Origin of the sequence: Marinovum sp. 2_MG-2023, assembly GCF_030548265.1 — a bacterium.
GTDB lineage: Bacteria > Pseudomonadota > Alphaproteobacteria > Rhodobacterales > Rhodobacteraceae > Marinovum.
The window spans coordinates 206,726-227,427 of the sequence record NZ_JAUOSD010000002.1 but is presented as its reverse complement, the minus strand read 5'-3'; the positions used below and the strand labels follow the sequence as shown (position 1 = coordinate 227,427).

General features: G+C 60.8%; 19 protein-coding genes. 3 read left to right on the top strand and 16 right to left on the bottom strand.

Translation table 11 applies throughout. The features are described 5' to 3' along the window. Window positions 1-44: 44 nt before the first annotated feature. Together Q4577_RS03905 and Q4577_RS03900 are read left to right on the top strand one after the other, a co-directional pair. Window positions 45-296: a helix-turn-helix domain-containing protein gene (locus Q4577_RS03905; RefSeq protein WP_303468606.1), complete on the top strand. Its 252-nt coding sequence runs from the start codon at window positions 45-47 to the stop codon at window positions 294-296. Beyond that, window positions 296-1,615 (top strand): type II toxin-antitoxin system HipA family toxin, encoded by a 1,320-nt coding sequence (locus Q4577_RS03900; protein ID WP_303468608.1) that lies wholly within the window; start codon window positions 296-298, stop codon window positions 1,613-1,615. Before Q4577_RS03905 ends, Q4577_RS03900 begins: the two co-directional genes overlap by 1 nt. A gap of 24 nt (window positions 1,616-1,639) precedes the next feature. Here the strand turns inward: Q4577_RS03900 and Q4577_RS03895 are convergent, their stop codons facing one another. The 7 genes from Q4577_RS03895 to Q4577_RS03865 form a co-directional block, all read right to left on the bottom strand. Next, entirely contained in the window at window positions 1,640-2,497 is an 858-nt protein-coding gene (locus Q4577_RS03895) for an aldose 1-epimerase (protein WP_303468609.1), read from the bottom strand. 2 nt (window positions 2,498-2,499) lie between these two features. After that, window positions 2,500-3,243: an SDR family oxidoreductase gene (locus tag Q4577_RS03890; RefSeq protein WP_244689009.1), complete on the bottom strand. Its 744-nt coding sequence runs from the start codon at window positions 3,241-3,243 to the stop codon at window positions 2,500-2,502. An 11-nt stretch (window positions 3,244-3,254) separates the two neighbouring features. After that, a complete protein-coding gene (locus Q4577_RS03885) occupies window positions 3,255-3,986 on the bottom strand; it encodes an ATP-binding cassette domain-containing protein (protein WP_244689008.1) in 732 nt (243 codons plus the stop codon). Between the two features lie 3 nt (window positions 3,987-3,989). Next, window positions 3,990-4,976, bottom strand: a complete 987-nt coding sequence (locus Q4577_RS03880; RefSeq protein WP_303468610.1) for an ABC transporter permease — start codon at window positions 4,974-4,976, stop codon at window positions 3,990-3,992. Between the two features lie 70 nt (window positions 4,977-5,046). Then, window positions 5,047-6,018, bottom strand: a complete 972-nt coding sequence (locus Q4577_RS03875; protein ID WP_303468611.1) for a sugar ABC transporter substrate-binding protein — start codon at window positions 6,016-6,018, stop codon at window positions 5,047-5,049. Window positions 6,019-6,048: 30 nt separating this feature from the next. Then, on the bottom strand, window positions 6,049-7,257 hold the full coding sequence (locus Q4577_RS03870; RefSeq protein ID WP_244689005.1) for a mandelate racemase/muconate lactonizing enzyme family protein: 1,209 nt from the start codon (window positions 7,255-7,257) through the stop codon (window positions 6,049-6,051). A 9-nt stretch (window positions 7,258-7,266) separates the two neighbouring features. Further along, entirely contained in the window at window positions 7,267-7,974 is a 708-nt protein-coding gene (locus Q4577_RS03865; protein ID WP_244689004.1) for a FadR/GntR family transcriptional regulator, read from the bottom strand. 111 nt (window positions 7,975-8,085) lie between these two features. Between Q4577_RS03865 and Q4577_RS03860 the strand changes: the two genes are divergently transcribed. Next, entirely contained in the window at window positions 8,086-8,988 is a 903-nt protein-coding gene (locus tag Q4577_RS03860) for an SMP-30/gluconolactonase/LRE family protein (RefSeq protein WP_303468612.1), read from the top strand. 67 nt (window positions 8,989-9,055) lie between these two features. Here Q4577_RS03860 and Q4577_RS03855 read toward each other — a convergent pair whose 3' ends face one another. The 9 genes from Q4577_RS03855 to Q4577_RS03815 all read right to left on the bottom strand — a co-directional run bounded on the left by Q4577_RS03855 (window position 9,056) and on the right by Q4577_RS03815 (window position 20,677). Then, on the bottom strand, window positions 9,056-10,621 hold the full coding sequence (locus Q4577_RS03855; RefSeq protein WP_303468613.1) for a glycerol-3-phosphate dehydrogenase: 1,566 nt from the start codon (window positions 10,619-10,621) through the stop codon (window positions 9,056-9,058). Window positions 10,622-10,705: 84 nt separating this feature from the next. Further along, window positions 10,706-11,365: a class II aldolase/adducin family protein gene (locus Q4577_RS03850; protein WP_303468614.1), complete on the bottom strand. Its 660-nt coding sequence runs from the start codon at window positions 11,363-11,365 to the stop codon at window positions 10,706-10,708. Between the two features lie 9 nt (window positions 11,366-11,374). Beyond that, window positions 11,375-12,415 carry a 2-hydroxyacid dehydrogenase gene (locus Q4577_RS03845; protein ID WP_303468615.1) on the bottom strand — a complete coding sequence of 347 codons (1,041 nt, stop codon included), beginning with the start codon at window positions 12,413-12,415 and terminating at the stop codon, window positions 11,375-11,377. Further along, a complete protein-coding gene (locus Q4577_RS03840; RefSeq protein ID WP_303468616.1) occupies window positions 12,412-13,971 on the bottom strand; it encodes an FGGY-family carbohydrate kinase in 1,560 nt (519 codons plus the stop codon). The genes Q4577_RS03845 and Q4577_RS03840 overlap by 4 nt, the downstream gene beginning before the upstream one ends. Beyond that, window positions 13,971-15,608: an FGGY-family carbohydrate kinase gene (locus Q4577_RS03835; protein ID WP_303468618.1), complete on the bottom strand. Its 1,638-nt coding sequence runs from the start codon at window positions 15,606-15,608 to the stop codon at window positions 13,971-13,973. The genes Q4577_RS03840 and Q4577_RS03835 overlap by 1 nt, the downstream gene beginning before the upstream one ends. Window positions 15,609-15,615: 7 nt before the next feature. After that, window positions 15,616-16,344 (bottom strand): SDR family oxidoreductase, encoded by a 729-nt coding sequence (locus Q4577_RS03830; protein WP_244688997.1) that lies wholly within the window; start codon window positions 16,342-16,344, stop codon window positions 15,616-15,618. 172 nt (window positions 16,345-16,516) lie between these two features. Further along, the gene (locus Q4577_RS03825; protein ID WP_303468619.1) at window positions 16,517-18,781 is read right to left on the bottom strand and encodes an arylsulfatase; all 2,265 of its coding nucleotides are present in this window, start codon (window positions 18,779-18,781) and stop codon (window positions 16,517-16,519) included. A 29-nt stretch (window positions 18,782-18,810) separates the two neighbouring features. Further along, window positions 18,811-19,821, bottom strand: a complete 1,011-nt coding sequence (locus Q4577_RS03820) for an ABC transporter substrate-binding protein (RefSeq protein WP_303468620.1) — start codon at window positions 19,819-19,821, stop codon at window positions 18,811-18,813. Between the two features lie 58 nt (window positions 19,822-19,879). Continuing rightward, complete coding sequence (locus Q4577_RS03815) at window positions 19,880-20,677, bottom strand: ABC transporter ATP-binding protein (protein ID WP_244688994.1); 798 nt, start codon at window positions 20,675-20,677, stop codon at window positions 19,880-19,882. Window positions 20,678-20,702: the final 25 nt, after the last annotated feature.

Sequence of the window (20,702 nt, the reverse complement as noted above, 5' to 3'; positions counted from 1 at the left end):
CAGCGCATATAGACATTTTATTCGCTTTAGCGTATCTTCGCGACATGAGCGATCTGGCCCGCACCGCAAGACAAATCGGCACTCTCATCCAGCGCGCCCGCAAGGCGCGGGGCTGGACCCAGAAGCAGCTTGCTGAACGTGCGGGGCTGCGGCAGGCGACGATCTCTAGCATGGAGAGCGGCGAAAAGCCCGCAAAACTGGACTCTCTCCTGGCCGTCCTGTCCGCGCTTGATCTGGAATTTCGGATCGGCGCGCGGTCCAAAGGGGATGCCAGCGACATCGAAGAGATATTCTGATGGGGCGGCGTCCGGCCTTTGCGCCCTTGCGCGTCTATATGAACAACCGCCGCGTCGGAACCCTGAGCCGGGCGGCCAGCGGTGCGATCGGGTTTTCCTATGCGGCGGATTGGCTGGGCTGGCAACATGCGATGCCGGTGTCCTTGTCGTTGCCGCTGCGCGAGACGCCATATCGGGGTGAACCGGTCATCGCCGTTTTCGAAAACCTGTTGCCGGATTCGGACCATCTTCGCCGTCTTGTGGCCGAAAAGGTCGGCGCGCGCGGGACAGATGCCTATAGCCTGTTGACCAAGATCGGCCATGATTGTGTCGGCGCGCTTCAGTTTGTCACTGGCGAGGAGGATGCCCCGGATGCAACCGGCCAGATCGGGGGCGAGGCGGTCGATGCCGCCGCCATCGAGAGGCTGCTGAACGGGTTGAGCCAGGCGCCGCTTGGTCTGACCCGGGATGATGCGTTTCGGATCTCGATTGCGGGGGCGCAGGAAAAAACCGCGCTGCTGTGGCATCAGGGCCAGTGGATCAAGCCGCATGGCGCAACACCCACGACACATCTGTTCAAGACGCAGATCGGCAAGCTGCCGGGGGGGATCGACCTGTCGAACAGTGTCGAGAACGAATTCTATTGCCTGAAACTCACCGAAGCTTTCGGCCTGCCGGTGAACAAGGCGGTGATGGAAACCTTCGGAGAAACCGACGCTTTGGTCATCGAACGCTTTGATCGCCGCTGGACGCAGGATGGCCGCCTGTTGCGTCTGCCACAGGAGGATTGCTGTCAGGCGCTGTCGGTCCCGCCGACCCTGAAATATCAAAACGAAGGCGGGCCGGGGATGGGGGATGTGCTGGGGCTGCTCCGGGGCAGCGACACCCCGATCGAGGATCAGGACATCTTTCTCAGGGCGCAGATCGTGTTCTGGCTGATGGGGGCGACAGATGCCCATGCCAAGAATTTCAGTATGTTTCTTGGCCCCGGCGGCAGTTACCGCATGACCCCGCTCTATGACATTGTCACTGCGCAGGGGGCGTTTGACGCCCGCCAGATCGAGCGCAAACAGATGAAGATGGCGATGTCGGTCGGGACCAGCCGACATTATCGGTTTGACCAGATCCATGGTCGCCATTTCATGCAAACCGCGATGCGTGCGGGCCTTGCGGCTGGGCGCGCCAAGGCGCTGATCGAAGAGGTCGAGGCCCGTGCCGCTGCGGCGCTCGACATTGCGGCGGATGCGCTGCCAAACCAGTTCCCGCAGGCGATTGTCGAAAGCGTCAGCAGGGCGGTGCGGGGGCGGCTGGGCGGTCTCAGCCTGTCCGGCGCGGGGTGACCACCCGGCCATGGTCGGCCACGATCATGTGACACCCCAGTCAAGGGTCATGGCGGCCTGCATGGTGTCGCCATTGTGAAGGGTTTGCAGACCGGGATGGCCGGGCAGGTGAAAGGCGTCGACCGGATGCGAAACGGGTTCAAAACAGAAGAATTCCGCGCCAGCCGCAGGTGAGAACACCAGCGCAGTGCTCAGGGTGTTCGTCGCGGTCAGGGTGCAGGACATGGCGTCGTGGCCCTGTTGGATATGCGCGGGGCCATGCCAACCGGTATAGCCATTGTTGATCCATGTGTCGGGCAAGGTGCGGGGCCGCGCGAAATCCCAATTGGGGGCGGCCGACAGGCTCAGCTGCTTGGTCGGGAGGTAAGCGGCATCCTCTAGCCAGACCGTTTCGGCGTTGAAGCCAAGGCGGGTTTTGGCGCTGCGCGGAAACCAGGGGTGAAAACCACAGCCAAAGGGCAGCGGATCGGGGCCGCTATTGGTGACGCTGAGGGTGACGGTCATCGCCTTGGCCGTCAGGACAAAATCCTGAACCGCATGGTAGTGCCACGGGCCAAAAGACCCATGTTCAAGCGTCAGGCGGGCGGAATTGCCGGATTTTTCGGCCACCCACGGTTTTTGAAACCCGTCGCCATGGATCGGACAGGCCTCTCCGGTCAGGTTCGGGGCAAGGTTGTGGCGGATGCCATCCCAATCAAAACCACCACCGGATATGCGGTTGGAAAAGGGGACGAGAATATTGCTGGCCAGCGAAAACGGAGTGTCCGCATCACCAGCCCAGGGGCGCAACACCGGGCGGCTGTCCACGTCCAGCCGGGCAATCCCACCGCCAATCGACGGGGCGAGGGCCAGCTTGGCCGACCCTGCGCCGAGAATTGTCAAATCTACCATCCGCCGTCGATATTGTAGTTCTGGCCGGTGATCCTGTCAGCGGCGGAAGACACCAGAAAATGCACCAGATCGGCCACATGTTCGGGCAGGATGCGGGTTTTCAGACATTGGCGTTCCAGCACCCAATCATTGTATTCCTGCAATCGGTCGCCAAAAATGCGTTCTTCGGCGTCGGACACAATGGCACCCGGCGACACGGCATTGACGTTGATCCCATGCGGACCCAGTTCGCGCGCCATGGATTTTGTCAGCCCCAGCATTGCCCCCTTTGACGTGATATAGGGCACATAGCCGTCCCATTGGCCGGTCAGGGTGACAGAGGTGAAGTTCACCACCTTGCCATAGCCCTTTGCCTTCATTGTGCCCGCGCAAAGGCGGGTCAGCACAAAGGCCGCCGAGGAATTGACCCGGATCTGGTCTTCATATTCGGTGAGGGTGAAGTCCTCATGTGGTTTGTTGATGATCAGGGCCGCGTTGTTGATCAGGATGTCAAAACCGCCGGATTTTGCGATCAATGCGCCAACGGTCTTTTCCGTGCCTGCCAGGTCGTTCAGGTCGCAGCCAAAGAAGCTGACATCCCGGCCCAGAGCCGCCGCGCGGGCATCTGCATCGGCGCTGTCGGGACGGTCCAGCACCACGACGCGGGCGCCTTCGGCGGCCAGTTTGCTGGCCTGAGCGCCCCCCAACGTGCCCAGACCGCCGGTCAGAAGAACCGATTTTCCTGTCAGATTTGCCATGTTTTTCCTCCTCACAACACGTCGAGAACTTCGTCCATGTTGGTGTCTGTTGTGCGCTTGTCCAACACCACCTCACCGCGGGCCATGGCGACGATCCTGTCGCAACATTCAAAGACGTGATGAATGTTGTGGCTGATGAAAATGCCGGTGATGTTCAGGTCTTTGAGACTTTGAACAAAGTCGATCACCTTGTTGGTTTCCTTGACCGCAAGATGGTTGGTCGGTTCGTCCAGGATCATGACCTTGGATTTGAAATGCATCGCCCGGGCGATGGCCACACCCTGGCGTTGGCCGCCGGAAAGTTCGCCCACCAATGCATCGGGCGAGCGCAGATGCAGCCCGGCGCCGGCAATCGCCGCGACGCTTTCCTCGGCCATTTTCCTGTGGTCCATCGCCCCAAGGCCAAGCATCGAAAACTTCAATGGCTCGCGTCCGATGAACATGTTGCGGGCGATGCTCATCGTTGGCACCATGGAATTATATTGGTAAATCGTCTCGATCCCAAGATCCATCGCGTCACGCGGATTGCGGATGCTGACCTTTTGATTGTCGAGAAAGATCTCGCCCTCGCTGGCCTGTTGCGCGCCGGACAGAATGTTGATCAGGGTCGATTTGCCCGCACCATTGTCCCCGATCAGCCCGACGGCTTCGTTTGGTGAGAAATCCAGAGAGACCCCTTTCAGCGCATGCACGCCCGAGTACCATTTGTGCAGGTTGCGCACGGAGATAATTGGTTGGGTCATGGCTCAGGTCTCCACCTTGATGGCCTTGGCGCGTTTGCCGAGCCAGGTGTTCACGACAACCGCAAAGATGGTCAGGAAGCCGATGGCGAATTTGAACCAATTGGCATCGACCTGCGACAGGACCAGCCCATTGTCGATCACCCGGATCAGGATTGCGCCGATCACGCCCCCCAGAACGGCGCCAATCCCACCGGACAACGCGGTGCCGCCGATGACAGCCGCAGCAACGGCCTGAAGCTCCCAGCCTTCGCCGATGGACGGCAGGGGCGAGCCAAGGCGCAGCACCTGGATCATGCCGGCAAATCCGGCAAGCATGGAACACAGCATGAAACAGGCGATTTTGACACGCGCGGTCGGGATGCCCATCGCCTGGGCGGCGGGCAGAAAGCCCCCGGTGGCACGGATCCAGTTGCCGAAATTCGTCCGGCTCATCATCAGCGAGGCCAGCACCGCAACCAGGACGAACCAGACAAAGGACATGCGGAACAATTCGCCGGGACCGACAAAGACGGTGAACAGCCAGTTCGGCAGATCATTGGGCAACAAGGGCGGGAAACCGCCCGAAATCACAATGGTCAGCGAGCGGGCGATGAACAACATGCCCAACGTCGTGATAAAGCTCGGGATATTGTATTTGATTGTCAGGAAACCGTTGACGAAACCAATGGCGGCAGACGCGGCCATTCCCGCAATAAACGCGAGGATGAAGGGCGCGCCATCGGCCATCAGAACGGCCATGGTCATGGGCATCAGGGCAAAGACCGACCCGACGGACAGATCGAACTCGCCGCAGATCATCAGGATCGTAACGCCGATAACCATCAATCCGATTTCGGGCAGGATGCCCAGAATGCCGCGCAGGTTGTTGGCGTTCAGGAAGATCCCGTCCGACTTTACCTGAAACACGACAACCAACAGGACCAGCAGGACCAGTGCCGCCAGTTCAGGCTTTTCCATATAGATTTTGAGCAGGCGTTTCATCTGCTGCATGTCCTTTTTCCGTGTGACGGCCCGACCGCGCGCGATGTCTCGGCCGAACCCATTGCAGTGCAGAATGCGCTTAGCGCAGACCCTTGACCGACAGTTCCATGATGGTGTCGGCATCGGCCGGGGTCACGATGCCCTGGCCGGTGTCGACATTCGCCGGGGCCAGATCAACGGTATGCGCCAGATAGGCCTGCATGACCGGAATGAAGCCCTGCATATAAGGTTGCTGGTCGACCTGGGCCTGAATATAGCCCGCCTGCATCTGCTGCACGGCCTCGGGGACAAGGTCGAAACCACCCAAAAGCACCTCGCCCGGGGCAATGCCGCGATCCTTCAGGACACGGGCGACAGAGGCATGCCAGAAACCGGTGTCAAAATAGGCGGTGGTGTCGGGGTTGGCGTTCAGATAGGCGCCGACGCGGTTGGCCGTGACCGCAAGGTCCGTGCCTGAATCGATCCGCTCATAGCTGATGTCGCGATCCGGGTTGGCGGCCTTGTAGTCGGCCATGAAGTCGAGAACACCGCCACCGCGGGCCTCGGACCAGTTCTGGCCCGGGGCGGAAATGCCAACCAGCACCTTGATTGGCCCCTCTGCCGGGAAATGGGCCGACATCGCCGTGCCAAGCGCATAACCTGCAGGGCGGAACCCCTGACCGACGAATGCGGCGCGGGCGTTGCCGGCGGCGCCTTCGCTGTCGTCCACATTGACGGCGATGGTGATCACACCCGCATCGACAGCGCGCTGAATGATGTCATCAAGGGCGCGGTCATCCACGATCGAGGTCAGCAACGCATCCGGGCTGCGCGCCAAAGCGGCCTCCATATTGGCGGCCTGCTGTTCGATGGAACCTTCGGTCTGGGTAAAGATCATTTGGCAATTGGCCCCGATCTTGCCACAGGCATCGTCAAAGCCCTTTTTGACGGCCTGCCAGAACGTGTTGGACGCCGATGAATGGTGGGTGAACACGATGTTCATTCCTTCGGCCTGGGCCGTGCCGCCCATCAACAGTGCCGCCAGCGCGGCAGAGGTCATCAGTTTCTTCATCTTGGGTCTCCTCCCTAGAGCATGTTCAAATCAGATGTCGCTGACATCCGATGTTTTCCGGTATGTCGTGAAAGCCCGGTCCAGATCCGGGTTCAGCGCCATCCCCAACCCCGGACCGGGGGGCACGGTGATCCGGCCGTTTTTGACCGGCGGCAGCGCGGTCACGAGGTCGCGATACCAGGTGCGATAAAAGGCCCGGACGCTTTCCTGCACCAATGCGTTTGGCGCGTTCAAAGACAGATGGGTCGAGGCACAGAGCACCACCGGCCCGGTGCAATCATGCGGGGCAATGGGCAGGTGCCATGTCTCGGCCATGGCGGCGATTTTGCGCGCCTCGCTCAGACCGCCACACCAGCTGATGTCGAGGTTGAAGATCCCGGCCACGCCGGTTTCGATCAAATCGCGAAAGGCCCAGCGGCTGCCAAGCGTTTCTGACGCCGCAATCGGGGCCTTGCTGGCCGCGCCATAGCGTTTCAGGCTGGACAGGCTGTCCATCTTGATCGGGTCTTCGTGCCAGAAAGTGCCATAGGGCTCCAGCGCGCGGGCGATTTCGATCGCGGGCAGCAATTGCCACATCAGATGGAATTCGACCATGATGTCCATCTTGTCGCCCACGGCCTTGCGGATCTTGTCAAAGGGCACAAGCGCCGATTTCAGGTCGGAGGGCGAGATATACTGACCACGGGTTTTTTCGGCAGCCACATCAAAGGGCCATATTTTCATGGCCGTGATGTCGTCTTCCAGCAGCGACACGGCCAATTCATCGGCGCAATTCATAAAGGCGTTCAGATCGTCATAGCCATCTGCCGCTTCGGATTTCAGCGCGTAATTGTCGGTGTTCTGCCCGCTGGCTTTCTTGATGTATTCGGTGCCTGCACAGGTGTTGTAGGTGCGAATATCCTGCCGCGTGAACCCGCCCAGAAGCTGGGCAATCGGCTGGCCGGTGGCCTTGCCGAACAAATCCCACAGCGCGATGTCAAAGGCGGAATTGCCACGGGTTTCCACACCGGTTGAGCGAAATCCGAGATAGCCCACCAGATCTGCCGAAAGCCTGTCGATTTCCAGCGGATTGCGCCCGATCACAATTGGCGCGACGGTTTCGTGGATATAAGCCTCTACGGCCTTGGCACCAAAGAAGGTTTCCCCCAGACCAACAAGTCCCTCATCGGTATGGACCTGGACCCAGAGCAGGTTGGGGCGTTCTTCGACGCGAATGGTTTCAAGCTTGGTGATTTTCATGGCGTCACCTCAGGTCAGACCAGCGTCGAGCAGCACTTTTGTGCTGTCGTCGAAGTGGAGTTTCATGAGCCGGGCCGATTTTTCCGGGTCGCCCGTGGCGATGGCGTCCGCGATGTCGATATGATTTTGCACGTTCTCTTTGCGCGCGTCGAAGCTGCTGCGGGACCGCCAGCCGATCGGCCAGCTCTGACGTGCCACACCCTGAAAAGCGCCGACGATCATGGCAAACACCGGATTGCGCGAGGCCTGGGCGATTGCCATGTGGAAGGCCAGATCGTTTTCCATGACCTGATCCGCATCTTCGATGTGTTTCATCATTTCCATGGCATGCTGGCGAATGCGCTGTGCTTCGGCGTCGGTGCGGCGCAGGCTGGCAAGGGTGACCGTGCGGGTTTCGATGGTCCGGCGCACGTCATAGACCTGCTGAACGCTGATCTGTTCGGTCAATACGCCGTGTTCGATCATCAGCGACATCGCCCCATGATCCAATTGGGCCACCGTGGCGCGTTTTCCGACGCTGAGGTTGATCAGCCGCATCGCAGCCAATGACCGGAAAGCCTCGCGAATGACGCTGCGCGATACGTTCAACTCACGAGAGAGGCTGTTTTCGCTTGGCAGACGATCCCCCGGGCCCAGTTCATTGGCGCGAATATGTTGGGTGATCACGCCAATCGTCTCGCTGACCCGGTTGCTGTTGGTGCCGGTCTCCTCAGTCATTTGCGCTCTCCTGTTTTCAATTTGCCGCCATCCTGTCTGACAGGTTTGTTGTGTTCTATTGCTAGGTTTGCTTTAAGCTTGTGTCAACACTTGCGTGAAAAGGGGGCGAAAATGATGGTAGAGAACCAGGTGGAACTGGTTTTTGTGGCAGAGGATATCGTGGGCGAAAGCGCGGTCTGGGACGCGCCGCGTCGGCGGATGTTGTGGGTTGATATTGTTGGGAAAACCATTCACGCGCTGGTGCCGGAAACCGGGGCGCATCAACGCTGGTCCACGCCGGATTTCGTGACGTCAATCGGGCTGCGCAAAGACGGCGGTGCCATTGTCGGGCTGAGCCGGGAAATCTGTCTTTGGGATTTTGACGATCACTTTCGGACCCTGGCGAGAATCGAGCCGGATCTGCCGGGCAATCGTTTGAACGAAGGTGTGGTTGGGCCTGACGGGGCGTTCTGGATTGGCACGATGCAGAACAATATCGCGCCCGACGGCAGCCCAATGGACATGACCGCAGATACCGGGCGGCTCTATCGGTGTATGCCGGACGGGGGCGTCAAACCGCTGTCAAATGACCTGTTCGGTCTGACCAACACCTTGGTCTGGCCCAAGAGCGGCGGATTGATCACGGCCGATACCGGCGCGAATGAAATCTATCGCTATGACTATGATCCGCACAGCGGCCAATTGTCCAACCGTCGCCCGATTGTCTCTGGGTTTGACCGTGGGTTGCCCGACGGATCAGCCATGGATGCCGAGGGATATATCTGGAATTGCCGCGTCGTGGGGGGCGGGTGCCTGCTGCGTTTTGATCCCGACGGCCATATTGATCGGGTGGTCGATTTGCCCTGTTCCTGGCCAACCAGTTGCGCGTTTGGCGGAGAGCAGCTTGATACCCTTTATGTCACGTCGGCGCGGTTCACCATGGAACCGGCGCAGCTGGCGCAAAATCCGCAAGAGGGCGGTCTTTTCCGTCTGAAACCGGGGGTTTCGGGCCTTGCGACCCATCGTTTTGGATAGGTGAGCCGGTTATTAAAGGCCCCTCCGCCCCCCGCGCGGCACATGCCGGCGGCACACCGGGTTAGGGTCAGCCGGTCCCGGACGATCTGAGCCTTTCCACCGGGCGAGGGCCGCCAGTCACCAGACTTTCCTTGTCAGCGTGGTCTTCAAACCAACGGGTGAATTCCGCCTGTTCGACTTGTGTGAGGTGCAGCAAATGCTTGGTGCGTCGCCACAGAACATCCTGCGCGGTTTGCGCCCATTCTTGCTGGCGCAGATATTGCGCTTCGGCGGCGTATAACGCCCCACCGAAATGACGCCCCAGTCCAGAGACCGAGGTCGCCGCACCCACCACATGCCGCATCCGCGTGCCATAGAGCCGGGCATAATGCAGCAACACTGGTCGTGGCAGCCAAGGATAGGCGGTCTTCATCTGATTGACGAAGACGTCGAAATCCGCAGAATCCATATCGCCGCCGGGCAGGGGGGCCTGCGCCGTCCAATCGCCGCCAAGGGCAGGAAAGGTCGGGGCAAGACGCTGTAGCGCCTTTTGCGAGAGTTCGCGGAAGGTGGTGATCTTGCCGCCAAAAATGTTCAACAGCGGCGCGCCATCGGTTTCATCCAGATCCAGAACGTAATCCCGCGTCACGGCAGAGGGGTTGCCCTGGCCGTCGTCAAACAGCGCCCGCACACCGGAATAGGCCGTCTGAACATCATCGCGCGAAAGCTGCTCTTTGAAGTACCTATTTACCGCGTCGATCAGATAGGCGATCTCGTCCTCACCGGCCTGAACCTGATCGGCGGGGCCGTCATAGGCAATATCGGTGGTGCCAATCAGAGCTTTGTCGCCTTCGTAGGGATTGACAAAAATCACCCGCTTATCGTGGTTCTGGATCAGAAACGCATGTTCCCCGCGCCAAAATTTGGGCGTGATGATATGGCTGCCTTTGACCAGCCGCACCTTGCGACGGCTGGACGCGGCGGCGACATTGGTGATGATGTCACTGACCCAAGGGCCGGCGGCGTTGACCAGCACATGCGCCCGGAAATCCCGTGTCTCTCCGGTCGTGGCATGGCGGGTGGTCACGTGCCATTTGCCACCTTCGCGCCGCGCCGACACACAGGGGGACCGGGTTAAAATGGTGGCCCCGCGTTCCGCCGCATCCAGAGCGTTCAGCACCACCAGCCGCGCGTCATCGACCCAGCAATCGGAATATTCAAAACCCCGGCGAAAATCGTCGCGGATGGCATGGCCTTCGGATGCGCGGTGCAGGTCAAGCGTCCGCGTGCCGGGAAGTTTGGCGCGCCCGCCCAGATGGTCATACAGGAACAGCCCCAACCGCACGAGCCACGCCGGGCGATCCCGTTTGGAATGCGGAAGGACAAAGCGCATCGGCCAGACGATATGTGGCGCATTGCGCAAGAGCACCTCGCGTTCGATCAGCGCCTTGCGGACCAGCGAAAATTCGTAATATTCCAGATAGCGCAACCCGCCGTGGATAAGCTTGCCTGACCGCGATGAGGTGCCTTCGGCCAGATCATCCTTTTCGCACAGCGCCACGCGCAGGCCCCGACCGGCAGCATCCCGCGCGATACCCGCCCCATTTATACCGCCGCCGATCACAAAAAGATCGACTTCCTGTGCTTCTGTCATGTGCTGAAGATCCTGTCTGAAAAGGTTCTGGGAGCCGGGCGGCGGCGACAGATGCGCCGCGGCCCGCCCACGCCGAATATGGTTCTATTTCTGGTCCTGAAGCCCGTAGCCCGCAAAGGCATCATGGGCTTCGGCAATGTCCTGATCGCTCAGCAGCACCGGCCCGCCGATGGACAGCGACAGGTAATATTGCTGGGCGATGGCCTCCAGCTCTACTGCGCGCCAAAGGGCCTTGGGCAAATCCGCCGCCACGGCAAGCGCGCCGTGATTGGCCATAAGACAGGCTGTGCGGTCTTTCATCGCCTCCTGGATCAGTGCTGACAGCTCTTTGGAGCCAAAGCGCGCATAACCCGCGCAGCGCACATCATCCCCGCCAAAGGCCGCAATCATGTAGTGACAGCGCGGAATGGGTTTCCGGGCGATCGACAGTGCGGTGCAATAGGTCGGATGGCCATGGACCACGGCATTCACATCTGGGCGCGATTGCAGGATATCAAGGTGAAAGGGCCATTCGGTCGAAGGCTTGCACGGGCCGGACCATGTGCCGTCATTCCGATCCAGCGGCATTTCGGCGATCAATTCGGGCGTCAGGTCTTCGTAGGGGATGCCAGAGGGCGAAATCAGCATTGAATCGCCACAGCGCACCGACACATTGCCGGATGTACCCTGTGTCAGCCCAAGAGGTTCCAGTTTCCGGCAGGCCGCGACAACCGCCTGACGGAGGGTGGTTTCAGTGTCTGTCATGATAATCTCTCAGCACGGGTTCAGGGGCGGCTCGTTTTTGAGCCAGCGCCGGACTTCTTCGGCGGCCTTGCTGGCCGCGACCCGCACAGTGCGCAGGGACGCGCCCGCGATATGGGGGGTCAACGTGACATTGGGTAAGGTCAAAAGCGGCGAATCCAGCGGCACCGGCTCGATCGGAAAGGTTTCAAGCATGGCGCCGCGCAGGTGACCGTCCTGGAGGGCGGCGATCAAGGCGTCGTAATCCACCAACGGCCCCCGCGCGGTGTTGATCAGCGTGCTGCCCGGTTTCATCGCCGCAAAGGCGGCAGCGTCCATCATTCCGGTGGTTTCGGCGGTCACGCGGGGATGCAGGGTCACAATGTCAGACGCGGCAAGGAGCTGATCAAAGGACACCATTTCGACCCCGGCGCGCAGATCCTCGGCGGTCAGTTGCACATAGGGGTCCGACACCATGATCCGACATCCGAAGGCCCGCAGAAGCGACACAACCCGCTTGCCGATTTCCCCATAGCCGATGACGCCCACCGTCATATCGCACAGCTCATCCCCGGTCACATCCGCACGGTAAAGATCGGTGCGATAGTCGCCTTTGCGCAGGGCCTCGTGCCCGCGAGCAAGGTTGCGCACCTCTGCGATGATGCCGCCGATGGCAAATTCGGCGACCGCGCTGGCATTGCGCCCCGGGGTGTTGACCACGGTGATCCCATGCGATCGGGCGGCCGCCATATCGACATTGACCGGCCCGCCGCGGCTGACGGCGACCAGTTTGAGATTGGGCAAAGCGTCCATCATGGCCGCCGACAGGGGCGCGTGGTGGATCACCGCAACCGGCGCGTTGCCGATATGCGCCACCACCTCGTCGGGGTCGCCCTGGAATTCCTGAATGCCCTCGATGCGCGAACCGGCATACCCCTGTTCCAGTGGTGCATCCGGCCAGTCATAATCCATACGGCGCACGGAAACCTTGTCTCCGCAGGCCGCGAGGATATGCTCTTCAAAGGTTTCCGACAGCATGAACCTGTCGCCAATGATCGCAATTTCCGTTTTCATGAGACTTGTTTCCTTGTGTTTGCCTGGCTGTGCCAAAGCGGCTGAAGGGTGTTTCGCCCCGCCCGAAAGGCCGGGAATAAACCGTCATAAAGCGCGGTCAGTTCCGGGTCCGGCGGGATGGCATCGCGCAAAAGCGGTGTGACCCAGGTGGTGTTTGCCGCTTCCAGAGAGTCAAAGACGCCCGATTGCACCGCCGCGATCATTGCGGCCCCGGCGGCGCCGGCCTCTTCCTGGGCGACGGCGCGCACGGGACGGTTGAGCGTTGCGGCGAGGATATGAACAAGCTGGGCCGAGCGCGCAGCGCCCCCCGCGACCCGAATTTCAGCCGGGATCGCGCCCATTGCCGCGTAACAATCGCGCGCCGCCATGGCCAAACCTTCATAGACGCCGCGCACCATTTCCGGCCAGCCGACGGTGCGGTCCAGCCCGGTGAAGCTGGCGCGGGCCTCTGGGTCTGAAAACGGCCCACGCTCGCCGGTGGGGGCGATATAGGGGTGAAAGGTTGCGGCGCCGGGCCGGGCATCGGCCACCAGCGCATCGAAATTGCGCAGAATATCGGATGGCTCTGTCGGGTGGCCGGCGGATGTCAGCACATCACCGGCAATTCCGGCGATCCAGTCGATGTTGATCGCGGCGGCCATATTCGTCTGAACCTGGCCAAAGGCCCCATCGGCCAGCGCGACGGTATATCCTGTCTTGTCCGGGTTTTGCACAATCTCGTCGACATTGGCGGCATAGCGGGTGTGAACCCCGGTTGACCCCAGGATCGACAGCCCCGGTCGCGTCGCCGCATCGCACAGCCCGGTGGCAATCCCCGAGGTCACGATATCCATATATCCAAGGCAGATCGGCAATCCGGCGGGCAACCCGGTTTCGGCGGCGGCGCCGGGGCTGAGCCGGTGCGCGGTTTTGCTGCCGTCGATGATTGGCGGCAACAGGTGGCGCAGCTCTTGCAGATCCAATGCGGCAATCACGTCGTCGCTATAGGCGCGGGTGCGGATATCGCCAAAGTTCAGCACAGCTTCGCTGACGTCGGCCACGGATTCGCCGGTCAGGCAATAATACAGCCATTCCTTGCAATGCAGGGCGTGCGCTGCTTTGCCGAGGGTTTCAGGCGCGGTTCGGCGCAGCCAGGGCAGTTGCGCGCGCATCTGGCACAGGTTCACCCCGGTTGCGGTTGCGCGATAGATCCTGTCGTGCTGGTCCGATCCGGTGATCCTGCGGGCGTCGGCCTCGGCCCGGGAATCGAGCCAGAGCATGGCCTCGCCTACCGGGGTGCCATCGGCGTCGATCAGCCATGTGCCGTCCCCCTGCGCCGTCACGCCCATCGCGCGGGCGCGGCTGGCCAGATCGGGGATCATCTCAGACAGCTGGAACAGCATCTGCGCGGCCAACTGCCAGGTCTGGGCCATGTCCTGGGTGGCGGCACCGTTTGGCGCGCTGTGGTATCGGTTCTTGACGCCCGCCACCGCCAGCTGTTGCCCCGCAAGATCAAAGGCCACGGCCTTGATCACCGAGGTGCCGGCATCCAGACCGATCAGAATATCGCGGGTCATCACGTGCCTCCCTTCGGGGTGCGGGTCGGGATGCGGGCGGCGTCCTGAAGCGCGGTGAAACGGCGGTATTGCTGGCTGTGCCACTGTTGGGTTGCGCCGGTTGCCGGGGCAAAGTGGGTGTTCAGGCTGGACATTTCGGCCATGGCCGTGGCCAGCGTGTCAAAATGCCCGGCGGCCACCGCCCCCAGCATCGCGCTGCCCAGCAGCACGGGTTCGGGGGATGTGGGTTCGGCGGTGGGGATGCCCGCCGCATCGGCCAGCACCTGTTTGACAATGGCACTGGCACCTGCGCCGCCGCTGATGACAATTGTGTCGGGGGTCACGCCACAGGCCGTTTGCGCATCCAGGATCTGACGCAGCCCATAGCCGATCCCGCAGAGCCCCGCGACATAAAGCGCGATATGCGAGGTCAGATCGCGGCGCAGATCAAGCCCGGCAATGATGGCGCGGGCCGAAGGATCAGACAGCGGCGCACGATTGCCAAGGAAATCCGGCACCACAATCACATCGCCCGCCAGCTGCGCGGCGTCCTGGGGGCCATCAATCCGCCGGGTCGCTTCGGCCAGCAGATAGTCGATCACCGAAAGCCCGCGTTCCTGGGCGGCGGCCTTGGCCGTGGGGTAATGCGGGTGCATCTGCACCAGATGGGCGATGGCCTCGCCGGCGGCGGATTGCCCACCTTCGATCAGCCAAAGATCGGGCAACATCGCCGAGAAATACGGCCCCCAGACACCGGGCACCGTGGTTTTTTCAGACGCGGATGTCATGGTGCAGGCCGAGGTGCCAAAGACATAGGCCATGCGGGTTTGGGCCGGGGCGCCACCCGCGCCAACGGTGCCGACACCGCCGGCATGGGCGTCAATCAATCCGGCGGCGACGGGTATCCCCGGGATCAGCCCCAGCGTTTCGGCCGCCGCCTGTGTCAATCCAGACCCAAGCGCCGTCCCCGGCGCCACCACATTTGTCCCGATCCGGGCAAAGCCATCGTCACACAGATCAGACAGGCCGATCTGTTGGAAATAGCTGGCATCAAAGCCGCCTTCATGGGCGAGATAGGTCCATTTGCAGGTCAGGGTGCAGCTTGACCGGGTCAGATCGCCGGTGGCGCGCCATGTCAGATAGTCGGCAAGGTCCATGAAATGCCCGGCCTTGGCATAGGTGTCGGCCAGATTTTCCTTGAGCCACAACAGCTTGGGCGTTTCCATTTCCGGCGAGATACGTCCGCCGACATAATCAAGCACCCGATGCCCGGTGGCATTGATGCGCGCGGCCTGATCGGCGGCGCGTTGATCCATCCAGACGATGATATTGCGGGCGGGATCGCCGGTTGGGCTCAGGCTTGTGGGGGTGTGATCCTGTGACAGCCCCACAAGCGAACAGGTGGCATCAAATCCGATGCCCGCCACGGCCGCGGGGGGCAGGGCGCTGGCGGTCAGCGCCTGTTTGACGGCGATGGCAACCGCGTTCCAGATATCGTCAGAGGATTGTTCGGCCATGACCCCATCGCGCCAGATCCGAATGTCGTGTTTGCCAGTGCCCAGCATCCGCCCATCGGGGGCAAAGACACCGGCGCGCGCGCTTCCGGTGCCGACATCAACACCAAGAAAGACAGGGGATTGTTTGCGATTTCCTGTCATTGCGGCCTCACAATTCGACGCTGTTGGGCAGGATCACGAGATCGCGGATCGTGACATTGCGGGGCCGCGTCAGCATGAAATGCACGCAATCGGCGACCTCTTTGGGCTGCATCAGGCTGCCGTTGGCCAAGGCTTCGTCCATTTTTGCCTGTGGCCAGTCATCCAGCAAAGCGGTCACAACCGGGCCGGGAAGGACCGCACCAACGCGGATGCCATGCGGGGCCATTTGGCGTCGAATGGTGTGGGTAAACGCCTGAACCGCATGTTTTGATGCGGTATAGATCGGCTCCCACATCACGGGAACAACGCCGGCGATCGAACTGGTCATAAGGATATCGCCCGTTCCGCGCGCCTTCATATGCGGAAGGACGGCGCGGACGGTGCGAAAGGCGGCGTTGATGTTGAGGTTCAGCACCCGGTCCCATTCATCGGGGTTGCCCTCGGATACATCGCCACCGACATAGCCGCCGGCATTGGCGTGAAACACATCCAGATGCCCCATCCGGTCCAGGATCCGGGGCAGCATTTGATCGACGCTGGCGGGATCAAGAAGATCGGTGACAATGGGCACCGCGCCCTTGCCCAGTTCCGCGCAGACGGCTGTCAGCCGGTCCTCGGCCCGATCCACAAGCGCCACCCGCGCCCCGGAGGCGAGGCAGACGCGGGCGCATTCAAGCCCGATGCCGGAGGCCGCCCCGGTGATGGCGATGGTTTTGCCGTCAAGTTTCTGGTCCATTGGACTCTCCTGTCAGGGCTGTCAGCGGACCGACATCAAAGGCCGGCCGAAAGGCTGGTTTATTCGGGTGGTCAAGCCAGAGCGCGGCGCTGCGGGCGGCGCTTTGGCGGTGGCGGGTTGCGCCAGTGGGGAGCGCGCGGCGCAAAAGCTGCGCCGCGCAGTGGTTCAGGTGTCAGTCCTGAGATTCATAATCATTGGGACCGGCAATATCGTTGCCAAGCGTGATGCGGACACGGTCAATTTCACCCGTGAATGCAAAGCCTTGCTTGCCCTCATAGACCGGGCTGACCGGCGAGCCGGCATCGCGCCCAAGGCTGAAACCTTCCCAATCCATGAAATAGCGATAGGTCTCGGGCAGGGCTGTCTTGCCAACTTCCTGTCCATTGATATGCAGGCTGCCTTCGCCCTGGCGCACGCCGGTTTTGTCGAATTTGTAGAGTATATCGATCCAATCACCACCGGCCGGCACCGCCCCTTCGACACGGAACATTTTCTGATAATAATTGTACTCATGGATGATGCGACCATCCTTGACGTAGAGCGTATAGCCGCCACAAAGCCCGCCACAGGCCGCAATCACACCTTCGCCGTCGTCCGGCACCCGCACCCGCGCGGCAATTTCAAAAGAGCGATCCAAGGTAAAGGGCGCCGCCCCGCCGGGGATGTTGGTCATGCCGGGGAAGAAGACGAATTCCTGCTGAATGCGCGGGGATTCTTCGCGCGGGCGTGACATGGCACGACGTTCGGCAAAGCCGCGGTCATCCAGTGGCAACACGTCATATCGTCCGGCTTCGGCCCACCAGAGTTCCACCAGCTTGCGCAGGCGTTCCGGTTCCTTCTGGGCCAGGTCGGTGCTTTCGGAAAAATCCTCTGCGACGTGGTACAATTCCCATTGGTCGTCTTCATAATCGGAATAGCGCTTGTGATATGCGACCGCTTTCCAGCCGTCATGCCAGATGGCGCGGTGGCCGAACATTTCAAAGATCTGCGCGCTTTTGCGGGTTGGGGCGCTGGCGTCGTCAAAGGAATATTTCATGCTGGTGCCATGAATATTCATCTGCGGAATGCCCTTGATCTGGGCCGGGGCCTCGGTGTCGATCACCTCAAGAATGGTGGGCACGATGTCCATGACGTGGTGGAACTGGTTGCGGATGCCGGTGTCCTTCAGCCCTTTGGGCCAGTGCACGATAAGCGGATCCTGCACACCACCCGCATGGGTGTTTTGCTTGTACCGGCGCAGGGGGGTGTTTTCGACCTGGGCCCAGCCGATGGGATAGTTGTTCTTGGCATACATTGTGCCGATCTGATCAATCCGTTCGAGGTTATAGTCGAAGGATTCCGCATCCATGTTTTCATAGAAGGTTGTGCTGGTGGAGCCGTGAATCTGGCCTTCCTGGCTGGCGCCATTGTCGGACATCAGGAAGATGATCGTATTGTCCAGCTTGCCAATTTTTTCGAGGTGATCAAAGACACGCCCCAATTCGGCATCTGCGTGATCAAGGAAGGCGGCGTAAGCCTCTTCAAACTTGCAATACACCCGCTTTTGGTCGTCGGACAGGCTGTCCCAGGGTTCGACGCCTTCGTTGCGGGGCACGGCATTGGTGCCTTTGGGCACGATGCCCATTTCGATCTGGCGCGCCAGACGCCGCTCGCGGGCCACATCCCAGCCTTCGTCGAACCGGCCTTTGTATTTGTCGAGATATTCCTGCGGTGCCTGATGCGGCGAATGCATCGCCCCCAGCGCGTAATACATGAAAAACGGCTTGTTTGGCGCCAGAGAGGCGTGATCGGTCAGGAATTTGCAGGCGTTGTCGGCCAGATCCTCGTTCAGCGTATAGCCTTCTTCGGGGGTGCGTGGCGGTTCGATATGCTGGTTGTCGCGGACAAGAGAGGGGCGGAATTGATCGGTCAGCGCCTCCAGGAAGCCATAGAATTTGTTGAACCCACGCCCCAGCGGCCAGTGATCAAAGGGGCCAACCGCCGACATCTGATCGGCGGGGGCCAGATGCCATTTGCCGACCGCATAGGAGTTGTACCCTTCGGGGGCCAGCATATCGGCCAATGTGCCGGCATTATGCCGGATTGCGCCGCGTTTGCTGGGGAAACCGCTGTCGGCATTGGCGATGATCGACATGCCGACAGCGTGATGATCCCGCCCGGTAAGAAGGGAGGCCCGGGTGGGAGAGCATAGAGCCGTGGTGTGGAAGTTGTTGTAGCGTAAACCGCCCCCGGCAAGGCGGTCGATATTGGGCGTTTCGGCGTCGCCGCCGTAACACCCAAGACTGCCGAACCCCAGATCATCAAACAAGATCACGAGGATATTCGGGCTGTCTTCCTTTGGACCTTTGATTTCCGGCCACCAAGGCGTGGAATCCTTGTAGGTCCGGCCGATTTGGCCCTTGAAAACTTCGTTCACCGTATCGCTTGTGATGCTCATGTTTGATGTCCTTCTGTGGGAATTCTGACTTATTTTCGCAGCGCTTTTGCGGCCATCAGCACCTCAAGTGCGACGGGCTGCATGGATTTGAGATCGGGCACTTCGTCATAGGCCCCGGCGGCAACCAGAACCTCGGCGCCGGCAATCAGCGTGTCGATTGTTGCGCCTGATTTCATGTCTGCGATCGCTTCGTCGAGGGTTTGGAAATCGCGCAGGCTAAAGGCATAGGCGGCGGTTTCCTTGGTGCCTTCGATGCCGGTATCCTGGTAATATTGCAGCGAAAGATCGACGGCCTTGTCGGGGTTGGCGCGGATGTATTCATTGGCGCGGTATGCGGCCTCGACGAATTTTGCCGCGGCGTCCGGGTCGTCCTTCCAGAACCGGCTGGTGATGATCCAGGGCGCGATGACCGAGGTGCCGGCAATTTCGCCGTCGCAGATCACTTCGTATGTGTCTTTGTCCATCACGATGTCGAAATCCGCGCTGGCGGCTGTGGTGCCTGCGCCCACTTCGCCATTGCGCAGCGACTGGCGTGTCACCGGCGGATCCAGCGGCACGATTTCAAGATCGCCATGTGCCACGTTGAAATGATCGGCACAGGCAAACAGCACCTGGCTCCAGGTGGAATTGGGCACGGTGCCGATGCGCACCTTGGCCAGCGCCTCGCCCGGGGTCATGCCCTGCATCGCGTCCTTGCGCATGATCAGTTTGATGTTGCGGCTTTCCTTTTGCATCGTGCCAAAGGAAATCAGCTGGAATTTGTCCCAGCCCGAAATCGCCGGCGGCCCGCCTGTCCAACCAGCCTGCCAGTCGCCGGAAACGCCGGATGCCAGCGCCGCGCCGCCATTGGGGAAATAGGTGGTTTCAACGTCCAGCCCATTGTCGCTGAAATAGCCCAGATGTTCGGCCAGCCACATCGGGTAGCCCGCTTCGTTTGGTTGGCTGTTCAGGTGCAGGCTGGTTTCGGCAAGGGCACCGCCGGCGGTCAGCGCGGCGATGGCCACACCTGCGGCCAGCTTTTTGAATGATGTGAATTTCATGGGTTTTCTCCTCCTGTTGGGTCGTTTTGGTGGCGTCTGTGCCGGTCGGATTGCCGGTTCAGGCCGCCATGATTTCTTCGCGCACCAGCCCCCAGATCTCGCGGCGGGCTTCGATGAAATCGGGATGTTCGGCGGCCTGTTCGATATCGCCCTGTTTCCACACCACATCGCGGGGGAGGCGGATTTCCTTTTTTATGCGGCCCGGACGGCGTGACATGACGATCACCCGGTCGCTGAGGTAAACCGCCTCTTCCACCGAATGGGTGATGAACAGCACGGTATATTGCATCTGGTGGCTCAGGCGCTGGACCTCTTCCTGAAGAATGGTCCGGGTCTGCGCATCAAGCGCGCCAAAGGGTTCATCCATCAACAGGATCTCTGGCTGCATGGCCAGGGCCCGTGCAATGGCAACACGTTGCTGCATGCCGCCCGAAAGCTGGCTGGGATAGCTGTCGCGGAACTGGGTAAGTCCCATGATTTCAAGCTGTTCGCGCAAGCGGCGCTCTTGTTCATCGCGCGGCACTTTTGTCATTTGCAGGCCGAATTTGATGTTTTCGGCGACGGTTTCGGACGGGAACAGGGCGAATTTCTGAAACACCACGCTGCGGCGGGGGCCGGGTTTTCCGGCGGGTTTGCCATCAATCAGGATTTCGCCCCGTGTCGCATCCTCTAGCCCGGCACCGACGGTCATCAGGGTGGATTTTCCACAGCCCGACGGCCCGACGACGCAGACAAATTCGCCTTTCTGAACCGAGACCGAACAATCATCGACCGCCAGCACCCCGGTGCCTTCGGGCCCATACCATTTGGTGATGTTGCGCAGTTCCAGCTTGGGGGTGACGGTGGTATCGATCATGGGGCTTTTCCTTAAAATGCTTGGG